This is a genomic window from Alteromonas sp. WD8-37 (assembly GCF_055326825.1).
In genome coordinates this window covers 811001-830234 of sequence record NZ_JBUZOV010000001.1, presented here as the reverse complement: position 1 = coordinate 830234, position 19234 = coordinate 811001, and the positions used below count along the sequence as shown (strand labels likewise).

At 50.7% G+C, this 19234-nt stretch carries 17 protein-coding genes; 5 read left to right on the top strand and 12 right to left on the bottom strand.

Going from position 1 to position 19234, the window contains the following annotated elements:
• Nucleotides 1-13: 13 nt before the first annotated feature.
• Both ACTUJZ_RS03700 and ansA read right to left on the bottom strand, forming a co-directional pair.
• Nucleotides 14-853 carry a DUF2797 domain-containing protein gene (locus tag ACTUJZ_RS03700; RefSeq protein WP_463634906.1) on the bottom strand — a complete coding sequence of 280 codons (840 nt, stop codon included), beginning with the start codon at nt 851-853 and terminating at the stop codon, nt 14-16.
• A gap of 1 nt (nt 854) precedes the next feature.
• A complete protein-coding gene (gene ansA, locus ACTUJZ_RS03695; protein ID WP_463634905.1) occupies nt 855-1862 on the bottom strand; it encodes an asparaginase in 1008 nt (335 codons plus the stop codon).
• A 156-nt stretch (nt 1863-2018) separates the two neighbouring features.
• On the opposite strand from ansA, the gene ACTUJZ_RS03690 reads away from it, so the two are divergent.
• The 3 genes from ACTUJZ_RS03690 (at nt 2019) to ACTUJZ_RS03680 (ending at nt 4754) form a co-directional block, all read left to right on the top strand.
• A complete protein-coding gene (locus ACTUJZ_RS03690; protein ID WP_463634904.1) occupies nt 2019-2810 on the top strand; it encodes an SAM-dependent methyltransferase in 792 nt (263 codons plus the stop codon).
• Nucleotides 2807-3007 (top strand): hypothetical protein, encoded by a 201-nt coding sequence (locus ACTUJZ_RS03685; RefSeq protein WP_463634903.1) that lies wholly within the window; start codon nt 2807-2809, stop codon nt 3005-3007. The genes ACTUJZ_RS03690 and ACTUJZ_RS03685 overlap by 4 nt, the downstream gene beginning before the upstream one ends.
• Before the next feature lie 124 nt (nt 3008-3131).
• On the top strand, nt 3132-4754 hold the full coding sequence (locus ACTUJZ_RS03680) for a diguanylate cyclase (RefSeq protein ID WP_463634902.1): 1623 nt from the start codon (nt 3132-3134) through the stop codon (nt 4752-4754).
• A gap of 823 nt (nt 4755-5577) precedes the next feature.
• Here ACTUJZ_RS03680 and fadE read toward each other — a convergent pair.
• The 4 genes from fadE to purM all read right to left on the bottom strand — a co-directional run bounded on the left by fadE (nt 5578) and on the right by purM (nt 10610).
• The gene (gene fadE, locus ACTUJZ_RS03675) at nt 5578-8034 is read right to left on the bottom strand and encodes an acyl-CoA dehydrogenase FadE (RefSeq protein WP_463634901.1); all 2457 of its coding nucleotides are present in this window, start codon (nt 8032-8034) and stop codon (nt 5578-5580) included.
• Nucleotides 8035-8216: 182 nt separating this feature from the next.
• Nucleotides 8217-8894 (bottom strand): DUF3108 domain-containing protein, encoded by a 678-nt coding sequence (locus ACTUJZ_RS03670; RefSeq protein WP_463634900.1) that lies wholly within the window; start codon nt 8892-8894, stop codon nt 8217-8219.
• 25 nt (nt 8895-8919) lie between these two features.
• Nucleotides 8920-9555: a phosphoribosylglycinamide formyltransferase gene (gene purN / locus ACTUJZ_RS03665; RefSeq protein WP_463634899.1), complete on the bottom strand. Its 636-nt coding sequence runs from the start codon at nt 9553-9555 to the stop codon at nt 8920-8922.
• Nucleotides 9556-9569: 14 nt separating this feature from the next.
• Entirely contained in the window at nt 9570-10610 is a 1041-nt protein-coding gene (purM, locus tag ACTUJZ_RS03660; RefSeq protein ID WP_463634898.1) for a phosphoribosylformylglycinamidine cyclo-ligase, read from the bottom strand.
• Nucleotides 10611-10794: 184 nt separating this feature from the next.
• Between purM and ACTUJZ_RS03655 the strand changes: the two genes are divergently transcribed.
• Nucleotides 10795-12147 carry a DUF2066 domain-containing protein gene (locus ACTUJZ_RS03655; RefSeq protein WP_463634897.1) on the top strand — a complete coding sequence of 451 codons (1353 nt, stop codon included), beginning with the start codon at nt 10795-10797 and terminating at the stop codon, nt 12145-12147.
• 24 nt (nt 12148-12171) lie between these two features.
• Here the strand turns inward: ACTUJZ_RS03655 and ACTUJZ_RS03650 are convergent, their stop codons facing one another.
• The 5 genes from ACTUJZ_RS03650 to arsC form a co-directional block, all read right to left on the bottom strand.
• Entirely contained in the window at nt 12172-13059 is an 888-nt protein-coding gene (locus tag ACTUJZ_RS03650; RefSeq protein ID WP_463634896.1) for a transposase, read from the bottom strand.
• A 325-nt stretch (nt 13060-13384) separates the two neighbouring features.
• Entirely contained in the window at nt 13385-15313 is a 1929-nt protein-coding gene (locus tag ACTUJZ_RS03645; protein WP_463634895.1) for a hypothetical protein, read from the bottom strand.
• Nucleotides 15285-15701, bottom strand: coding sequence for a DUF2069 domain-containing protein (locus ACTUJZ_RS03640; RefSeq protein ID WP_463634894.1), 417 nt, complete (start codon nt 15699-15701; stop codon nt 15285-15287). The genes ACTUJZ_RS03645 and ACTUJZ_RS03640 overlap by 29 nt, the downstream gene beginning before the upstream one ends.
• Nucleotides 15698-16294 carry an NAD(P)H:quinone oxidoreductase gene (wrbA, locus tag ACTUJZ_RS03635; RefSeq protein ID WP_463634893.1) on the bottom strand — a complete coding sequence of 199 codons (597 nt, stop codon included), beginning with the start codon at nt 16292-16294 and terminating at the stop codon, nt 15698-15700. The genes ACTUJZ_RS03640 and wrbA overlap by 4 nt, the downstream gene beginning before the upstream one ends.
• Nucleotides 16294-16647, bottom strand: coding sequence for an arsenate reductase (glutaredoxin) (gene arsC / locus ACTUJZ_RS03630; protein WP_463634892.1), 354 nt, complete (start codon nt 16645-16647; stop codon nt 16294-16296). Before arsC ends, wrbA begins: the two co-directional genes overlap by 1 nt.
• 77 nt (nt 16648-16724) lie before the next feature.
• On the opposite strand from arsC, the gene ACTUJZ_RS03625 reads away from it, so the two are divergent.
• The gene (locus tag ACTUJZ_RS03625) at nt 16725-17231 is read left to right on the top strand and encodes a TlpA family protein disulfide reductase (protein WP_463634891.1); all 507 of its coding nucleotides are present in this window, start codon (nt 16725-16727) and stop codon (nt 17229-17231) included.
• Here the strand turns inward: ACTUJZ_RS03625 and bepA are convergent.
• A complete protein-coding gene (gene bepA, locus ACTUJZ_RS03620) occupies nt 17226-18689 on the bottom strand; it encodes a beta-barrel assembly-enhancing protease (RefSeq protein WP_463634890.1) in 1464 nt (487 codons plus the stop codon). The two genes, ACTUJZ_RS03625 and bepA, sit on opposite strands and share 6 nt — an antisense overlap.
• Nucleotides 18690-19234: the final 545 nt, after the last annotated feature.

The window sequence follows — 19234 nt, the reverse complement described above, 5'->3', positions numbered from 1 at the left end:
TGACGGCCCTTTTTTAATAATCGACGGTCAGGGCATAGCCGGCGTATTTGCGCATATTGATAACGCGATCGCCATCTAGCATCAAATACTGGCCTTTTATCCCAGTCAGTGTGCCTGAAAAAGCCGGTGTTTTGTCCAGATTGATGGATTTTATTTTTTCCGGATACTGTTCCACCGGGTAGCGGATAGCAACTGCCTCATGTTCGGTATGGCTTACAGCCTGCAATCCTTTGTCGGCGATCAGCGCATCCAGTTCAGGCTGAATTTTTGCAAGGAGGGCATCCCGGGTGGCCGCCAGATCCTGGCTGTCCGGTTCGGCTTTAAGCATGGTGCGCCAGTTGGTTTTATCGGCGATATGCTGTTTGCACAGGGTTTCCACCAGGCCACTGGTCAGCCGGTCGGGAACGCGCAACATTACCAACGCCTGGCTGGCACCCTGATCCATCCAGCGGCTGGATATTGCCTGGCTGACGTGGCGGGTGATCCCTACCTTAAGATTGCCGGTGTTGGCTAGATAAACAAAATGGTCATTCATGCAGTTTTGTTCGCCCCAGGCCGGATCGCGGCAGGTGCCTTCATGGTAGTGACATTGTTCCGGTTTAATAATACAGCTGTCGCATTGGGCCAGGCTGATCAGGCAGCGGTAACAATAACCCTGGTTGAAGCTTTTTTTGGTTTTGTTTCCACAATGCACACAATGAATGGCGCCGGCGTATTCCATACTGATGGTATGGCCGACCAGTGCATTCATATCGACCAGCGCGTCGCCGACAGGCAATTCATAATGAACCGGCTCGGCAGGTTGGGGCACAGATACCCGCATTTTTCGAATATTTCCGTGAACTGATGGCATATTACTGGCTCATTTCTCCGCGTAGATTTTGGGTCAGTGAGGTGCACAGCTGGTCAAAGGATAACCCTTTACTTAATAAATAATGCAGCTTGGCCAGCGCAGCCTCTGGGGTCATATCACTGCCGGGCAGCACGCCAACCTCGGCCAGGCCGTGGCCGGTGGCATAGCCGCCCATATTGACCCGACCGCGAGTACATTGTGTGCAGTTGAGCACCGGAATTTGATTTTTGTGGGCGTGACGTAGTTGCTCCAGCAGGGCCTCTTGTTGTGGCGCATTGCCCACCCCGTAGCTTAGCAGTATCAGTGCATTAACAGGCTGTTGCAGGATATTTTTGATCACCTGGGCTGAGATTCCCGGATACAGGCTGACCAGTCCGATAGGCTGGGCGGTGACGTGGCTCACGTGTAAAGGTGCCAACGTGCCTTCAGCCAGTTTGCCTGCATTTAACCGAATATTGATACCGGCTTCCAGCAATGGGGGAAAGTTTGGCGAATCAAAGGCATTAAACCCATCGGCATCGACTTTTCGGCTGCGGTTACCGCGCAGCAGACGGTTATTAAAAAACAGCCCGACTTCGGCAATCGGATAATTGGCCGCGATATACAGCGCGTTGAGCAAATTCACCTGGCCGTCGGAACGCAGCTCTGCCAGCGGGATCTGTGAACCGGTCACAATCACCGGCTTGCCCAGATTTTCCAGCATAAAGCTTAAGGCTGAGGCGGTATAGGCCATGGTGTCGGTGCCATGCAAAATGATAAAGCCGTCATACTCATCGTAATGATCGGCAATATCATCGGCGATATTTTGCCAGTCTTCGGGGTCCATGTCTGATGAGTCAATCAGATTGTCGTACTCATGCAATGTAAAGCGTGGCATTTCGCTGCGATGAAATTCCGGCATTTTTTTCAGCGTATCGGCCAAAAAGCCGGCTGCTGGCACATAGCCCTGCGAAGACGGCTTCATACCAATAGTACCGCCGGTGTAAGCAATGTAGATATGTTTGCGCATAATTTACAGATACAAAAATTTTACACATTCTAACAAGCCTGCCGCACAAGCGTAAGGCAAAACATGCGGAACTGCGCTAGCAAAGTTTTGCTTGCGCACAGGGGCGGCAAAGGCATAATGAAAATCTTATAAGCAACGCTGAAAGGACGCAGCAGGATGACTGGTAAGTTAGTGTGTATTGGCTTGGGCATCACCATTGGCGCGCATATTTCTACTCGATGTCAAAACCATATTGCTCATGCCGATGTTGTGTTTTGCAATTGCCATCCGCTGATGGAGCAATGGCTACAAGAACTGCATCCTGATGTGCGCTCGTTACAGCCGCTGTATGCTATTGGTAAAGATCGCCGTTTGACCTACCAGCAGATGGTTAGCACCATGCTAATACCGGTGCGTCAGAATCGCTATGTGGTTGGGGCGTTTTATGGTCATCCGGGGGTATTTGCTCAGGTGCCGCATCATGCCATTGCGCAGGCGCGACGAGAAGGATACAGCGCCCATATGGAGCCTGGCGTCTCTGCCGAAGACTGCCTGTATGCTGATTTGGGCATCGATCCGGGGGCCTTTGGCTGCCAGCATTTTGAAACCAGTCAGTTTATGTTTTACCAGCGTCGGCTGGATACCTGTGGCTATGTCATCTTGTGGCAGGTGGCATTGGCCGGGGATGTTTCTCTGGCACGTGATGCCAGTACTCCGGCGCAACGCGAAGTGTTAGTGTCATTGCTATTAGAGCACTATCCGCCTGATCATGAAGTGATTTTATATGAAAGCCCGACCTTAATTACTGACCCTTTTCGTGAAGATCGTATACACTTATCACAACTGGCCCAGGCAAATCTGACGACCATTACCACTCTGGTCATTCCGCCAGCCACACGCTTGGTGAAAAACCACAGGATTTTGGATGCGCTGGCCGTCGCCGGTGCCGGGACAAAGGATACGCTATGAACCCCATCATGCTGGTCGCAAAACTTGCTGAAGATGTTGTGTTACAGGTTAGCCATTTAACCCCATTCGAACAAACCGCCATTGCCAGTCTTTCCCGTCAGGCGCAACAAATCTGTGCGCTGATGGCGATTGTTGAACCTACTGATCCTAATGAACCTTCGCCGGAGCCTGATGATTTTCCGCCTGATTTTCGATAACCCCAGTATTGGACGCTTGACGCGCCTGGCTACTATTTGCTGTGCTGTATGGTGTCTCACCCTCACACCGGCTGTAGCACAAACAGATGTCAGCAGTCTGCTGAGTCGTGCTGATAACTTGCGGTTGAGCGATCCAGATCAGGCGCAGCAGTTATTGAACAGTATGGAGCAAGATCAGTTAAGCGCGCAGCAGCAGCTATTGTTTCGTTATTTGACGGTATACCTGTCGACTTTTGATGGAGATATTCAGGCAACCCTGGAAGGCTACAAACGCCTGCTTGGCGAAGTTCCCGACTCCGGCTTACGGATCCGCGTTCTCACTTCCATGTTGGGGCTGGCATCCTATACCAAAAATTGGCGTCAAAGTTTTGAGCTTGCCGGTCAACTGGATGATCTGCTTGAACGGATTGATGCCCCCTCTATTCAACCTGATGCCTACAAGGGCTTACTGGTGTTTTACAGCAGTGTGGAACAACCTGACATTGCACTTATCTACGCATCACAGATTTTGCAGCATGCTTATGCCTCGGGGGATGACCGCTGTTTTGCGTTAAGCATGCAAAACGAAATAAGCCTGGCTCGGGGGACAGTCACCGAAGATGCATTTTACGATGCACTCGAGGTGTGTAAAGCGGCTAAGCAGCCTTATTATATTGGTTTCAATATTGTGCATTTGTTTGATTTTTATATGCAACAGGGTGAATTGGTGAAAGCTCAGACCGTGGCGGAAGATGCCATGCGCAAAATCAATGCGGTGGATTATATATTCTTAAAAAGCGGCTTTTTGGCGGCGCTGGCTGAGCTTAAAGTAGCGACCGGGCAGCCCGATGAGGCCATCGCTTTAGCCCGCGAAGTGATTAAAATGGATCAGGAAGAGCAGTATCCCAATCCGCTGATCAGTGCATATCGTTTGCTCGCCAGCCAGTTGGCTGAAGCAGGGGATTATCAGCAAGCATACACCCACCAAACAGCCCTGACCCGTTTAGAAGCCTCGTTACATGATCAGCGGGTGGAAAAATCTCTGGCTTTGCAACAAGCGCGCTTTGATTTAAAAAACAAAGAAAGCCAGATTGAATTATTGGATAAGCGTAATCAGCTGCTGAGTACTGAAGCCCGACTGGTGCGCGAGCAGGTTCAAAGCATGGTGATGGTGCTTATCCTGGCGCTGGTGGCAGTGGTGGCCTTATTATTTTGGTCGTATCGCACCCGTAAATTGCAGGCGCAGCTTAAGCATCTGGCCGCAATGGACACGTTAACCGGTATTTACAATCGTCATTTTTTTACCGAGCGCGCTAAACAGGCTCTTCAACAGGCCAGTGAAGCCGGCCTGCCGGTGGCGCTAATCCTGTTTGACCTCGACCATTTCAAGCGCATCAATGACAGTTACGGCCATCAAACTGGCGACTGGGTGTTGCAACAAGTGATTCAAACAGTGCGTGAACAATGCCGCGCCTACAAACATGAACTGGGCCGGATCGGGGGCGAGGAATTTGGCATATTGCTCAAATCCTGTGATAGCGCCGATGCAGTAGATATCGCCGAAGCCTGCCGTAAAGCGATCCAGCATATTGATACATTGACCTCTGGTCAGCATTTTACCATTACTGCCAGTTTTGGTGTCAGTGACACGCTACGTGTGGGCTTTCAGCTAGACAACTTATTCTCCGCCGCCGACCTGGCTCTGTTTCAGTCAAAAAAATACGGCCGCAACCAGGTCCACACCTACGAAAGCGACACCCCGCCTTAGCCTGGCATTCGCCCGGTAGCCTGGTGCCTGCAAACAATGCAAACAAGACACCCACCTTAATTTCCCAGTTTATGGCTGCAAACAAGACACCCACCTTAAATTCCCAGTTTGTGGCTTCAAACAAGACCCCCACCTGAAAATTCCCGGTCCACGGTGCACACGCTGTAATTCAATTTGGATACCGTCCTTCAATATCCTTTTATTGTGAGAAGCCACAAAGATGAAACTCACCTGGTTTGCCGTTTTCAGTAAGCCATTCATTCGAAAACATGGACACCCATCTATTCACAAATTGGACATCTATCTTTGGAATGTGCCTGTGCCGGGAGACCGCTCGCAGGATCACCTGCTATGAACCCACCATGTGGCGACTAATGGCCATTTTTAATCTACCTAGGTAAAAGTATTTGGAAAAATTATTAGCTCGTAAATTACATTGACTGTCAGCGGTCGCATACCACATCAAACACGCTTCAGTGAATGGAGAAATACTTAAAGGTGGCTGTCTTGTTTGAGAAATTTTTTGAGTTAATAAAAAAACTAAATGGACATCCATCCATAAACTAAAGGGACACCCATCCATTAGAGAAGACACCTCGTGTATCGCAATCAATAATTAATGAACGGGAAGAAATGTTGCGCATTATTGGGATGGGTGTCTGTTGAAATCTTCTGCTAAATACGCTGGAATGCATTAATTTTTAGTAAAAACAGTTAGGTGGATTCACACCTATAACGCGTGACAAGCACAGCTTGAGCGTTCTTAGGGCAGATAAAAAAAATCCCCCGCGTAGGAGCAGGGGATTTGTTGCTTAACTGAGGGCTAGGCGACTGCGGCTGACGAATTGTCGTCATCTTTGGCAGAGGCGGCAATAAGCTCTGCAGAATCAAAATCGTCTACGTTGATGGTACGTAAACGACCCGCTTCGGTTTCTTTGAGCAGTTTGGCTTCATCCTGATTGATAATGCCATCCTGTAGGGCCTGATCTGCTAACTTGTCCAGCTGGGTGAATGGCAGCTTTGTGCCGCGTGCTTCACAAATACGTTCAAACACTGGCTCACAAGCCAATACATTCTCCAAAGTCTGTTCCAGGTCGCCAAATAGGCTGCCTTCTTCGCGGGTCAGATACTGGCCGTCACCCAGACGCGTCCGGGCTGGAGAAGGTTGCTGTAAGATGCTGGCAATCTTGTGCTCCAACGTATCCGAAGGTTTGTCACAACGGCGGCCAAATGGCAGCACTAACGCGCGCATCGCCAGCGCCACCGGGCGTGATGGGAAGTTGGCTAAAAATTCAACGATGGCTGTTTCGATATCATACAGGGTGGTTTGCATCGCCCAGTGCATCAGCGGCGCGTCTTCCTGCAGCCGGCCTTCTTCGTCATAGCGTTTAAGCGTAGCACTGGCCAGATAAATACCACTTAAGATATCGCCAAGGCGCGCCGACAAGCGCTCACGGCGTTTCAAATCGCCACCCAATACACCCATGGAAACATCTGTTAAGAGGGCAAGGTTAGCGCTGTAGCCTTTAAGCAGCTTGTAATAACGCGCAGTATCATCGGCAAACGGGGCGGAACTGAAATAGTTGCTGGTAATACCAAACCATAAGCTGCGTACTTTGTTCGAGAATGCAAAACCAATGTGACCGAACACAGCGTCATCAAAGGCATTAAGCTGCTCTTGACGGTCTTCGATTGCTACGGCTTCAATTTCGCGCAGAACATATGGATGACAACGCATGGCACCCTGACCAAAGATCATCATATTACGCGTTAAGATGTTAGCGCCTTCTACGGTGATTGAAATTGGCGCTCCTTCATACGCGCGACCAAGGTAATTATTTGGCCCCAGCATGATGCCTTTGCCACCATGCACATCCATTGAATCATTGATCACCTGACGCATCTTTTCAGTCAGGTGGTATTTGCAGATGGCAGAAATGACCGAGGGCTTTTCACCCAAATCGACCGCAACAGTCGAAAATCGGGTCACTGCATCCATCAGGTAGGCATTACCGCCGATGCGAGCCAGCATTTCTTCCACCCCTTCCATTTTACCCACTGGCATACGAAATTGACGGCGGATGCGGGCGTAAGCACCGGTAGCCAGAGCACAAGTTTTGGCACCACCAGCAGCCGTAGACGGCAAGGTAATACAACGCCCAACCGATAAACATTCCACCAGCATACGCCAGCCCTGGCCAGCCATTTTTTGACCACCGATAATGAAATCTAACGGAACAAAGATATCGTTGCCACGAATGGGGCCATTTTGAAACGGCGTATTTAATGGAAAATGACGGCGACCGATATCCAACCCCTTAGTATCCCGTGGGATGAGAGCACAGGTAATGCCAAGATCTTTTTGCTCACCCAACAGGCCTTCCGGATCTTGAAGTTTAAATGCCAGTCCAATTACCGTGGCGACCGGCGCCAGCGTAATGTAGCGCTTATCGAAGGTCAGGCGCATGCCCAGCACTTCCTCACCTTCCCACTGGCCCTTACAGACCACACCGGTATCGGGGATGGCACCAGCATCCGAACCAGCTTCTGGGCCGGTTAACGCAAAACAGGGAATTTCTTCACCTTTGGCCAGACGCGGCAGATAGTAATCTTGTTGTTCAGCAGTACCATAGTGCTGCAGTAATTCACCAGGGCCCAATGAATTTGGCACTCCTACGGTACTTGACAATACCGCACTGGAACCGGCTAGTTTTTGCAGTACCCGCGACTGAGCATAAGCAGAAAATTCCAGGCCACCGTATTTTTTCTTGATGATCATGGCAAAGAATTTGTGCTCTTTGAGGTAGTCCCAGATACGCGGCGGTAAATCAGCTTTTTGATGGTTGATTTCCCATTCGTCTACCATCTGGCAAACGCGATCCACCGGGCCATCCAAAAATGCCTGCTCTTCAGCGGTCAAACGGCCTTTAGGAATGCCGTGCAATTTGTCCCAGTCGGGAGCGCCACTGAAAATATCGCCATCCCACCATACAGAGCCTGCATCAATCGCTTCCTGCTCGGTACGTGACATCTCCGGCATTACTTTTTTATAAAAGGCCAGTAGCTTTTTTGTGATGTAAGGTTTGCGGATATCTGCAACACCAAACGGGATTGCCACCGCTAAAAACACTAACCAGCCAAGCCAGCCAATATCACCAAATACTGTGCCAATAAGCATGACGCCAGTGGTTAATGCGATAGTATTGATCAGCCCCAATCGTTTGTAACTGGCCACACAAAGGGTCAGTAAAACAATAAGAAACCAGATAAACTCTGCCATTTTACACTCCTGATAAAAGTCGGCTTATGCTGATCCTATTTATACGCCAAATTCAATTTACTGAGATTCGAGGTCAGACCAGCTTTTGTTAAACCTATATTCATGCTGGCAAAAGATCAAGCAAAAGCAGGCACTCAACACGTTCGCGAGTGTACACAATGGCAACTTTTGTTGGCTGCTGGTTAAAGCCGTTTAAACTCGCGCAGTTTGATGTCGCCCTGTTCGTCGCCGTCCTTGAATTGTTGCAGGCGCACCAGGTTGAAATCCAGAGCAGGTGCAAACCAGGCAAATGTCTCGCGGGTTTTGGAGTCGCGGACCAGCTTGACCTTGATGGTCTCAAGATTTCCGTAGGGCAGCGAGAGCATTTCAGGCCCGAGAATTTCGATACCGTATGAACGTTTCTCACCACGGTAGTTGATAAAATCATAACGCAGTCGCTGATTGCCGGCGGCCAGCTGCCGGGCGATATCGAGACGGTATATTTGATTATCCAGTTCGCCGTCCCAGGGCAGGTTTTCCTGTTGTTCAATTTTAACCGTTGGCGAAGGTTGGCTAACAAACGCCACATTTAGCTTATCGTCTGGGCCGGTGCCGGTACGCTTGTAATGATATTGAGAAGGGATGAGTAAATCGTTCTGCACATAAAAAATAGAGTGCTCGAAGCGCTCGTCAGATAAAAAAAACTTCGACACTTCAGAGGAGTAAGTCAGCGAAAATTGATCTTCGCTCAAACTTTCCAGCTTCATAGTGGCGCTGCCGACATCATCTCCCCATTTAAATGCCGTGTAAGTAGCAGTAAACGGAATAAGCTCAGGCAGAGGATTGTCGTCTTGGCCTAGGGCAGGGGCGGCAGCAAGCATTAAACAGCCCACTGCCATTAGCACATTAATCGCTCGCGTAACCGGTCTCGGGTAAAATCTGCTCATTGAGAATCGCCTTATTGTTGTCCATTGCCAGTCGGCCCTCACAGAACCATTTAACCACCAACGGGTATAAACGCAACTCCTGTTCGCTTACACGCTCGGCTAAATCCTGCGCGGTATCTTCTTCAAATACCGGCACACGACTTTGAACGATCACCGGGCCGCCATCTAATTCGGGGGTCACAAAGTGCACACTTACGCCGTGCTCCTTGTCTTTATTGTCGATGGCGCGCTGATGGGTATGCAATCCTTTATACTTTGGCAACAACGAAGGATGGATGTTGAGCAGCTTGCCGGCATTGTGCTCCACAAAGCCGGGCGTCAGAATACGCATGAAGCCAGCCAGCACGATACAGTGCGCATCGAAGCTGTCCAGAGCATGTTGTAACGCAGCATCATAGGCTTCGCGGTTCTCATATTCGCGATGATCGATAACACAGGTCTCAATACCAGCCTGACGCGCACGCTCCAGACCGTATGCGTCAGGATTATTGGAGATCACCGCCCGAATGGTGCCGGCAATGCGATTAGCGTCACAAGCATCAATTAGTGCCTGAAGGTTGCTGCCATTACCAGAGATCAGCACACAAATATTCATAGAAACCGCCATAGTTACTTGATCACCACCTGGTCTTCATCGCCTTCGCGCGCTTCAATGGTGCCCAACTCCCAGGCTTCTTCACCCTGGTCCTTAAGAATCGATAGCGTGGAGGCTACATCGGACTCATCTACCGCAATCACCAGGCCTACGCCGCAGTTGAAGGTGCGATACATTTCGTGCTGACTGATATTGCCCTGGGTTTGCAACCAGTTAAAAATTTCAGGCCATTGCCAGCTTTGTTCATCCACGACAACTTTAGCGGTCTCGGGCAGCACTCGCGGAATATTTTCCCAAAAACCACCCCCGGTAATATGAGAAATCGCTTTAACCTGCACCTGTTCCAGTAGTTTCAGGACAGATTTAACGTAGATGCGGGTTGGGGCTAACAAATGATCCTGCAGGGTTTTATCACCTAGCGTGTCAGATAAGCTGGCATTGCTCACTTCTAATACCTTACGAATCAGCGAATAGCCATTAGAATGTGGCCCAGATGAACCCAGCGCAATCAGTTTTTGCCCAGGGCGAACTTGGCTGCCATCGATAACATCCTCGGCTTCAACCACACCCACACAAAAACCGGCGATGTCATAGTCACCGTCATGGTACATGCCAGGCATTTCAGCGGTTTCGCCACCAATCAGGGCACAGCCTGCCAGCTCGCAGCCTTTGCCGATGCCAGTGACCACTTCCGCGGCAGTGTCGACTTCTAACTTGCCAGTAGCATAGTAGTCTAAGAAAAATAGTGGTTCAGCACCCTGCACAATCAAATCATTAACACACATCGCCACCAGATCGATCCCCACGCCATGGTGCACGCCCGCATCCATCGCCAGGCGTAGCTTGGTGCCAACGCCATCGGTGCCAGACACCAGCAGAGGCCGCTTATATTTGGCAGGAATTTCGCATAATGCGCCAAAACCTCCTAATCCGCCTTTGACTTCGGGGCGGTGCGTACGCTTGGTTACAGATTTGATTCGGTCAACAAGCTGATTACCCGCATCGATATCAACGCCGGCGTCTTTGTAGCTAAGAGAGGTTTTATTGTCGCTCACGATAATGCCCTGGTGCAAAGGATGGAAAGACGCGAATTCTACCAGCAAGTGGCATGAAGTCCAATGTTACTCCGCCAACCGCCAGAGGATAAAAATTGTAGATGAAAAAGAGGTTTAAATGCCCCACAATACCGCAAGACACCCATCTTTGATGCATAGCCAAGTAGATAAACAGATTTTGCCAATGACCAAACCTTTCGTGACATTTGCCATTCTCGCCATATCCATGCTTATTACCCTCATGGTTTCACCAAGCCAGGCCAGTACAGTAGTGGAAACTAATAAAGCGCGGGTTGAGGTGGCTGACCAACAGACATCCACCCGTCGCTCCGCTTTGCGCGATGCCTTTGCCCAGGTATTGGTTAAAATGTCCGGTTCAAAGATGGTGTTGAATCACCCAAAAATTCGTTCAGCCTTACAATCACCCGCGCAGTTTTTGATTGCCTATGAGTATGATCAGCATCAAAACAAGCAATATTATATTGGCGAGTTTTCGCGCGAAGCGATCGCCAGGTTATTGCGCGAGGCAAAGCTTCCTTTGTGGGGCCAACGCCGCCCAGATACTTTGCTTTGGATGGTCAACCAGGAAGAGCGGGACAAGTGGATACTGCGGGAAGGCCAGCCGGACCCACTGGTAGAATCAGTCATGCAGCACGCCGAACAGCGCGGCATACCGCTGGCCCTGCCATTGATGGATTTGACCGATAACAGCAAATTATCGGTGTATGACATTTGGGGGCTATTTGCCGATCGTCTCAGCAGCGCGTCTACACGCTATCAACCGGATATTGTACTTGCAGCCCGGATCCGCCAGCATGACGGCTCGCAGGCACCGGAATTTTTAAGCACCGAGGAGCAGCTTGCGGATGCGCTGGCAAACAGTAGCCTGGCTTTTGCCTATGACAACCAGCAGCAAAACCAGGATGGAGTGCCAAAGGAATCACAGTACGATCCAGCCAAAAGCGACGGTGAAAGCACTGTCGGTGGACAGCCACTTGAGAACCGCCAGCAGAATCGCAGTACGGTTAACAATGGGCTTGTTAATGACACCCATCAAGACATTCATATAACCCCTGCGCCCCAACCAGTGACCATGCCGGCCCGGGTGGGAGAGGGAGCGATCCGCCTTGACTGGCTGATGATGGTAGAAGGTAAGAAGTTTTTCGGCAGTGTTTATGCCCAAAGCGCGGCAGAGGCTGCGACACAGTTGCTTGATATTTATAGTGATTATTTGGGCGAGCGCTTTGCCTTCTCGTTTGAAAAACAAAACCAGCAGGCAAGTGCCATCACGATTTCAGTGGCCAATTTAGATGAGTTGAAAAAGTATGTGCATGTGCAGCGGTTCTTGTCTGATATGAGTGTCGTTGAGTCCGCGATATTGGTACAACAGGCTGGGTCGGTAGCTGCGTTTGATGTCAAATTGGTAGGCAGCCAGGCTGACTTCATGAATGCGCTTTCGCTTGATTCGCAATTGCGACCGGTTACGGATACCTTTGGCCGGCCCTTAGAAGGGCTGAATTTTTACTGGAATGAATAAACGGGCTTAACCGAATGGGCACGCTTAATCATTAAGATGGCGAAAACGGCTTTTTATCCGCACCAGATCATGCCTGATGCGATAATGCTCGAGCTCTTTCACAGAGCCGGCGGCGCGGCCAAAACAACTTTCAAACTCGATAGCCATGTGTTGCCATTGCTCGGCACTGACACCCAGCGTCCGCACGTGGTCATCGGGCAGGCTGGCTTTTTTGTCGATAAGACAGCGCCCGGTGTGCTCAAGCAGGCTGTGGTAGTTGGCAAAAGTGCCGGGTAGGGGGGTGTGATGAATGCCGCGGGCGTCACTGAATGGCTGCAAGGTTGCCGGGGTTGATGCGGGCGAAAGCAGGCGCGCCCGGATACTGGTGTGGTATGAGTCGCCTAGGGAGTCGGCCAGGCCGGCGCGCACCGGGTTTGAATCCACATAGGCCATGCAGGCTAGCAAAGCGGCTTCATCCAGCAGAGCCTGCGATTTGTAGCGGCCTTCCCAGAACCGCCCGGTGCAGTCATCTTCTTTATTGGCTTGGCGCGCAATATACTCATTTAAAGCGCGCATGAACCAGCTGATAGATGCTAACCGTGCCCGATACACAGTAACAATACTGCGCACCGTCGCACATTGGAGCGCGCTTAATCGCTGGCGCTGGGTCGGGTCCATATACTGCCGGGTCAGCGCGGTACCGGCAAACACCTGGTGCCAGCGGGTTAGCACTTCTTCATCCGACCATCGATTAGCCTGCTGGGCGTCGATGTGCAGCACCAGATGCGTGTGGTTGCTCATCACTGCATAAGCGCACACGCCGATAGCAAAATTAGCAGCCAGCAATGCAATACGCTGTTCGACCCAGCCGCGGCGGTGCTCGTAGCTCACGCCGGTCTGGCTATCGACTCCACACAAAAACGCCTTGCGCACACAGCGCGATACACAATGATAATATGAAGTGTCTTGAAGATTAATTTGATATTTGCGAGCGACAGCCATTTTTCATAACCAGGAACATTTTTATCTAGCATGCAGGAAGTTGCACGACAGAAAAACTGGCCGTTAGCCCAGATTATTGAAATCCACTTGGCGGTGGGTGTCTACTCATGGAGCGAAATTAGGGACGGGTGGATGTCCATCTGTTAATCTTCAGTTCAACTATGTGGTGCAAGGTCGCTGTCCAGGGCTATGCTGCACACTAATAATAAATGTGGGTGTCTATTAACACTGTCAACATTACCGTTGCCTGCACCGGCTATTGCAGAGGCAACGGTAAATGGTGCTCAATGTGATGAGATGGCAACCGTGGTGGACGAATTTTGACACTGGGTAGGGCAATAGACTCCACCCGCTGATCCAGCGAAACGGTATCGCGCCACGGCTGGTTAACTGGCAGGTATTGCGGGCTCGGTGCGGCATTTTGAGCTGCCGGTATATCGATTCCGGGAAGCAATTGGTCGACCACAAAAGCGGCGCGAGGCTGGATATGCGGCGCATTCACCCGATTGCGCTGCCCCCAACTGATAAGTTGTTCTCCAGACTGCACCGTATCCCGGGTAAAAAAGCCGACATCTGTCTCTACGCCTAGTCTATGCAATAGCATGAACGCCTGAAATAACATTGCAAAATCTTCTTGCGGAGAAAAGTAACTGTACGGGGAAACAGCAGCATCTTGCTCGAACCATTCAGCTACTTGCTGCACGCTGTAATGGCGCTGGAGCGAGCTCGCCTGTGCGCCACCAAAGGCAACCTGCGCCAGCTCCCGCAATTTCTCGTTTGTTAGCGGGTAATCCTGGTCCAGAGACTGTGACAAAGGAGGTTGCGAATTGGCAATACTCAATGGCGAGTCGTCAGCGCGAAAGCCTGACCAACTTGCCCGAGGAAAGACATCATTGGCATGAGCTAATTCATGATATAACAGGTAGGTTAATGCTGCAGCGACCTGACTAGGATCGCGTGCCTGACGCGCTGCGCGGGACAACCCAGGCAATGGAAAATAATTTTGATTCTGTGAAACCAGCCGCCAACTGGTGCGATAATCAAGCCCTTCATCAAATTGACCGCGCGGATCGGGCTGGCTGTTGATGCTGTCTCGTTCTTCCGGGCTGCGCCATAACGCGGCTGCGTCCAGATAAATTGCCCCGGTTGCACTCCAGTAAAAAGACGGCCGAATGTCATGGGCGATGACTATAGCGGTAGTGGCACCCAGCAAGCTCAACAGATCATCCTGAGCCTCCGAATTTGCCAGAAATTCGGCAAATGCATCTCCCATCCAATCATGGGATACCACGGTGCGCGCTAACACATCGTCGATAGTCGGGGTGGCTGTCTTTTGGCCCAATAAAGGCAATTTTTCAAAAGAGCACGAACGGGCCAGGATCTGGGTGTAGGTACAGGGAACCAGCGTGCTGGCCCATTGACCGTTTGGCCGATAGGGGTGAACCAAAGAGGTTGGATACAGCTCATTGCTGGGGAAGTAGGCAGCAGCGTCACTGGCTACATCGTTCACCAACACCCAGACGGTATCCTGTGCCTGACTGCCATCCTCAAAACTGGCGGTGACTTCAAAAGCAAGCAGCGTATCTGCATCTACAGAAGGTGCCTGAAAATACATCTCATGGGCGACCGCCGAACTGCCATAGCTCTGGGTTACGGTGGGGCCTTGAGTTTGCGCCCAGGAAATAGATTCTGCCGTCATTGACCCGGGAATGTCGGCTCGAAGTGACACATCGCCCAACTCCACTGCTTGCTGGCTTAAACGCGCCACCACCACCGGCGGAGCATCATCGTAAACCTGTAAGGTGCCAGTCGTACTCAGGCGTTGCTTGTCCGGTAGGGTGGCGGACACCCGCCAGGCTATGGTACCGGGGATAGTGGCATCAAAGCCAATCGCCTGACTATGCGGCGCCAGCACTGCCTCGTTGTAGGTGTCGACATGCCACATTACATTGTTTAAGGACTGGCCATTACTGGCCTTGACAACCAACCCCACACTTTGACCGGTAACGACGTGTGTATCACCTACTACCTCAAGGATAACCGCTAGCTCATCTGGCGTGCCAGATGGGGCGGATGTACGTGCAGGGCTATCAGCAGCGCCATCGCCACAGCCTGGCAATGCCAGTCCACCGAAAAGAGCGAGTACCAATAATGCGTTAGTGCTTTTTATACCTGGCTTGTTCATCTTGCATTTCTTGTTTGAGCTTGGGCAGGGCCTGGCCAAGTTCTTTGCCGCGATAGCGTGCAAACAAACTACATCCTGTAAACATAGCACACGCCAGCACTAACTCGATAATGGCATACATACGCTCGTCTTGGTCAGCATAAGCAATAGTAATACCATGAATAATATACAATAGTGTGATGAAATTTGCCCATGCATAGGTATAAGGGCGGCCCTTAAGTAAGCCACGGGCTGGCAGTAGCAGCGGCAGAATATACATCAGTACCACAAAGCCAGGAGAGTAGGGCTGATCACTGGCCAGAAAAAAATGCCAAATGCCCATCCATGACAATAACAGCCCATAACTTGTCAGCGCCAGCAACTGCAACTGACGCGTAATGGGTTTCATAATGTTGCCCCTGCCAGCCGTGTTGCAAGGCTGGCCAATCGCTCGCCCTGAGCCACTGCTAACTGCTTTTCTACATCGGTCAGGTTTTCGCCGTGGTGCCCGCTCACATGGCTGGCACCGTATGGCGTGCCACCGCTACGGGTATCGTGCAGGCCGGATTCACTGTAAGGGATCCCGCAATACACCATGCCATGGTGCAACAGCGGAATGGCCATGCTTAACAAGGTGGTCTCCTGGCCGCCATGCATACTACTGCTAGAGGTAAACACCGTGCAGGGTTTATCAATTAGGTGGCCCTTGAGCCAGGCATCGCTGGTACTGTCCCAAAAATGCTTGAGGGGGGCTGCCATGTTGCCAAAGCGAGTAGGACTGCCTAGCGCCAGGCCGATGCACGACTCCAGATCGGACTTTTGCACATACGGCGGACCCGAGTCGGGAACGTGTGGCACTTCATCAGACAAATAGTCACGCAGCGGCGGCACAGTGCGAACACGCGCCTGACATCCGCCAAGCTCGATGCCCTTGGCGATGGCGCGTGCCAGTGCGGCAGTGGAGCCATGACGACTGTAGTACAGCACTAAAATTTCGTGCATCAGAGGATCTCCAACACCGCTTCGGGAGGCCGGCCAATACGCGCCGCATCGCCGTGAATAACAATGGGCCGCTCCATAAGTTTGGGAAACTGCACCATGGCAGCCAGGCCTTGTTCAGCGGTCAGTTCTGCTTTGTCCAGGCCAGCGTCGGCAAACTCGGCTTCTTTCGGGCGCATCATGTCGATGATCGCATCGGTAGGCAACTTGGCAAAGACCGCCGCTAACTCCGCTTTGGACAAAGGAGCCTTTAAGTATTCAATGATTGTGGGTTCAATGTTTTGATCGCGCAACAATTGCAATGTTTGCCGGCTTTTCGAGCAGCGTGGATTATGCAATATTGTGACCTGCGTCATGTTTGTTCCTTTTTCATGGACGGCAAAACCCAGTGGCGGGTATGCTGTTATTTTTCAACCACAAGATGGTTACCACTATGCAGCGCAAGTATAAAAACATCAAGCAATTACCGGTAGCTAAGCCATTGTTATGGGGCGCCTTAGCCTTGATTGGGTTAGTGGGTGGTATCTTGATGCAGCAATCTACCCGGTATGATTTTATAACCCTGGATAACAAGCGCTATCAATGGCGTGATTTGCATGGTGAATGGGTGGTGCTGAACTATTTTGCGCCCTGGTGCGCCCCCTGTCTCAAAGAGCTACCGGAGCTCAACCAATTTGCCCGCGCTGTGCCGGAACATACCCGTTTGTTGGTGGTTAATTATGATAGGACAAGCATGAGCGAGGCGGCAGCCTTGTATGAAAAGTATGACATGCAGTTTGAGTTAATTGTAAATCAGTCAGAGACTAAAATGCCGGTACCGCCGCCTGCGGCCCTGCCCGCCACTTATTTGATCGACCCGCAGGGCAATGTTGTTCACCAGTTTACCGGCGAAATCACCGCCACCAGTCTGCGAACGATGTTAGACACCCGTAGACTATAGATTTTTCAGGCGTTCTTCTTCTTCGCGTAACTGCTTAATACGAGCGCGAATTTTTTGTTTTTCCAGATGACTTTCGCCAGTGTAGTTGTAGGCAAACTGTAATTCATCAATGGCACGTTGGTAGGCGCCGTTCAATGCCAGCACCTCGGCTTTACTTTGGTGCATATCTTTTCTGTCCTGAGCTTTTTTATAGGCCGCTGTGAGTAACTGATAAGCAATTTCATAGTCATCTTTTACCAGTAAGAAATCTTTCAATATGCCGATGGCTTGCTGTGGTTGGCCCGCTTCAATCATCGCATTTGCCTGATTAAGTGCCAGCACCTGGTTGCGCGGCGTACGCGCTAAATGCGGCTGCAGTCGCGTGATGGCTTCATCGTATTTTTGCTGCGCTAACGAGATGTCTGTGGCTGCATCCAGATAGAATAAATTTTCCGGGTGGCTGGCAAGTAATGTTTCGATGATAGGTTGGGCCTGGTTCATTTGATTATTGCGCATGTAGGCTAACGCCAGACCGTATTGAGCGGCTGCCTGCATAGGATAATTTTGTTTTTCAACAGCAGCCTTAAAATATTCAAGACTAAATTTTTGCTCAAAGGTGTAACGGGCCATGATACGGGCACGAGCAAGGTGAAACGCCAGGCTTTTTGGGACAGAGACCGGGTCAAAATTGGCAGCACGGGCCCGCGCATCAGCAATTCGTGATTCGGTTAACGGGTGCGACAGCAAGCGGGGCGGGGGCCGAGAGACCAACCTGTATTGTTCATTTAAGGTAGAGAAAAAGTCGGCTGCGCCGCGCGGGTCAAAGCCGGCACGGGCCAGCATAGTGATCCCAATGCGATCAGCTTCTTCTTCGTTTGAACGGGTGTAATCAATCTGCATCTGTGCCGAGGCTGCCTGGGAGGCTGATAGGGCGGCCATACCGGCTTCTGGGTTGGCCATCGCCAACAACAAGCCACCGACCATTGAGGCCAATGCCAAAGGCGCACTGCGTTGCTGAGCCTGCATCTTGCGTGCGAGGTGGCGTTGCGTAACGTGAGCCACTTCGTGGGCAAGTACCGAAGCCAACTCACTTTCATTCTGTGCATTGTGGATCAGGCCGGCATGAACGCCGATGTAGCCACCAAAAAAGGCGAATGCGTTGATTGCTGAATTATTGACCCAGAAAAAATTAAAGGGAAATTTGGCATTATCGGCCTGAGCGACCAGGCGGTTGCCCAAATCCTGCAAGTATTCATCTAACACCGGATCCATGATGAGTGGCGCCTGGCCGCGCATCTGACGCATGACGGCATCACCAATAATGAGCTCTTTATCCAGTGACAATACATCTGCAGCCACCACGCCAATTTCAGGCAATGTGTTACGGTTATTGTAACCACTGTCCTGTGCAACCAGTGAAAAGCTACATAACAGGAGAAACAGCCCGGCTTTCATACGATTTTTCACAAATACTCTCATTACGCCCTTTCTCTGAGTGCAGCTCCAGTGACAGTTACGTTAGAGCATGACAAAGGTGGATCAGTTTCATTTTTTATTGTGATTTTAGTATTTTGCCGCACATACGGTGGATTTGCCACTTTTACACCACGCCATTTTCTGGTGATAAGCAAAACCTGCCAATCCAGGGCGCTATTAGCGAGGTTGGGGGATAGTGATGTTAGGCAAATTCAAGGTTCGATTTACCTTCTTGCAAAGGATGATGAGGAGCGGGCTTCCCAGTATTTTTCTAAAGGACATCGACGCTGAAACGCCGATAAATAGCAAGGACAGCCAGATAGTTCAATAAAGCGGCAAAACAAATTTTATAAAGGACATCCATATACTACGAGGGACACTTACCCGGCGTGTTGTCAGTCCATAGTGAAACTGAGCAACCTGGAAATCGCCAACGAGCCGTCGGGTGTCTTTGAGCGCAAGACTATCATTAGTGTGGGTGTCTTTTATCAAAGCGAAAATATTGACGGACATCCATACAACCTAACCTGCTTATCAGCAACCCGGTG

Excerpts from the sequence above, each read along its gene's own strand:
- ACTUJZ_RS03625 (WP_463634891.1), top strand. The coding sequence starts at position 16,725 with ATGCAGCGCAAGTATAAAAACATCAAGCAATTACCGGTAGCTAAGCCA.
- ACTUJZ_RS03670 (WP_463634900.1), bottom strand. The coding sequence starts at position 8,894 with ATGCTTGCTGCCGCCCCTGCCCTAGGCCAAGACGACAATCCTCTGCCT.
- ACTUJZ_RS03700 (WP_463634906.1), bottom strand. The coding sequence starts at position 853 with ATGCCATCAGTTCACGGAAATATTCGAAAAATGCGGGTATCTGTGCCC.
- ACTUJZ_RS03685 (WP_463634903.1), top strand. The coding sequence starts at position 2,807 with ATGAACCCCATCATGCTGGTCGCAAAACTTGCTGAAGATGTTGTGTTA.
- ansA (WP_463634905.1), bottom strand. The coding sequence starts at position 1,862 with ATGCGCAAACATATCTACATTGCTTACACCGGCGGTACTATTGGTATG.
- ACTUJZ_RS03640 (WP_463634894.1), bottom strand. The coding sequence starts at position 15,701 with ATGAAACCCATTACGCGTCAGTTGCAGTTGCTGGCGCTGACAAGTTAT.
- ACTUJZ_RS03690 (WP_463634904.1), top strand. The coding sequence starts at position 2,019 with ATGACTGGTAAGTTAGTGTGTATTGGCTTGGGCATCACCATTGGCGCG.
- ACTUJZ_RS03655 (WP_463634897.1), top strand. The coding sequence starts at position 10,795 with ATGACCAAACCTTTCGTGACATTTGCCATTCTCGCCATATCCATGCTT.
- ACTUJZ_RS03645 (WP_463634895.1), bottom strand. The coding sequence starts at position 15,313 with ATGAACAAGCCAGGTATAAAAAGCACTAACGCATTATTGGTACTCGCT.
- bepA (WP_463634890.1), bottom strand. The coding sequence starts at position 18,689 with ATGAGAGTATTTGTGAAAAATCGTATGAAAGCCGGGCTGTTTCTCCTG.
- arsC (WP_463634892.1), bottom strand. The coding sequence starts at position 16,647 with ATGACGCAGGTCACAATATTGCATAATCCACGCTGCTCGAAAAGCCGG.
- purN (WP_463634899.1), bottom strand. The coding sequence starts at position 9,555 with ATGAATATTTGTGTGCTGATCTCTGGTAATGGCAGCAACCTTCAGGCA.
- wrbA (WP_463634893.1), bottom strand. The coding sequence starts at position 16,294 with ATGCACGAAATTTTAGTGCTGTACTACAGTCGTCATGGCTCCACTGCC.
- fadE (WP_463634901.1), bottom strand. The coding sequence starts at position 8,034 with ATGGCAGAGTTTATCTGGTTTCTTATTGTTTTACTGACCCTTTGTGTG.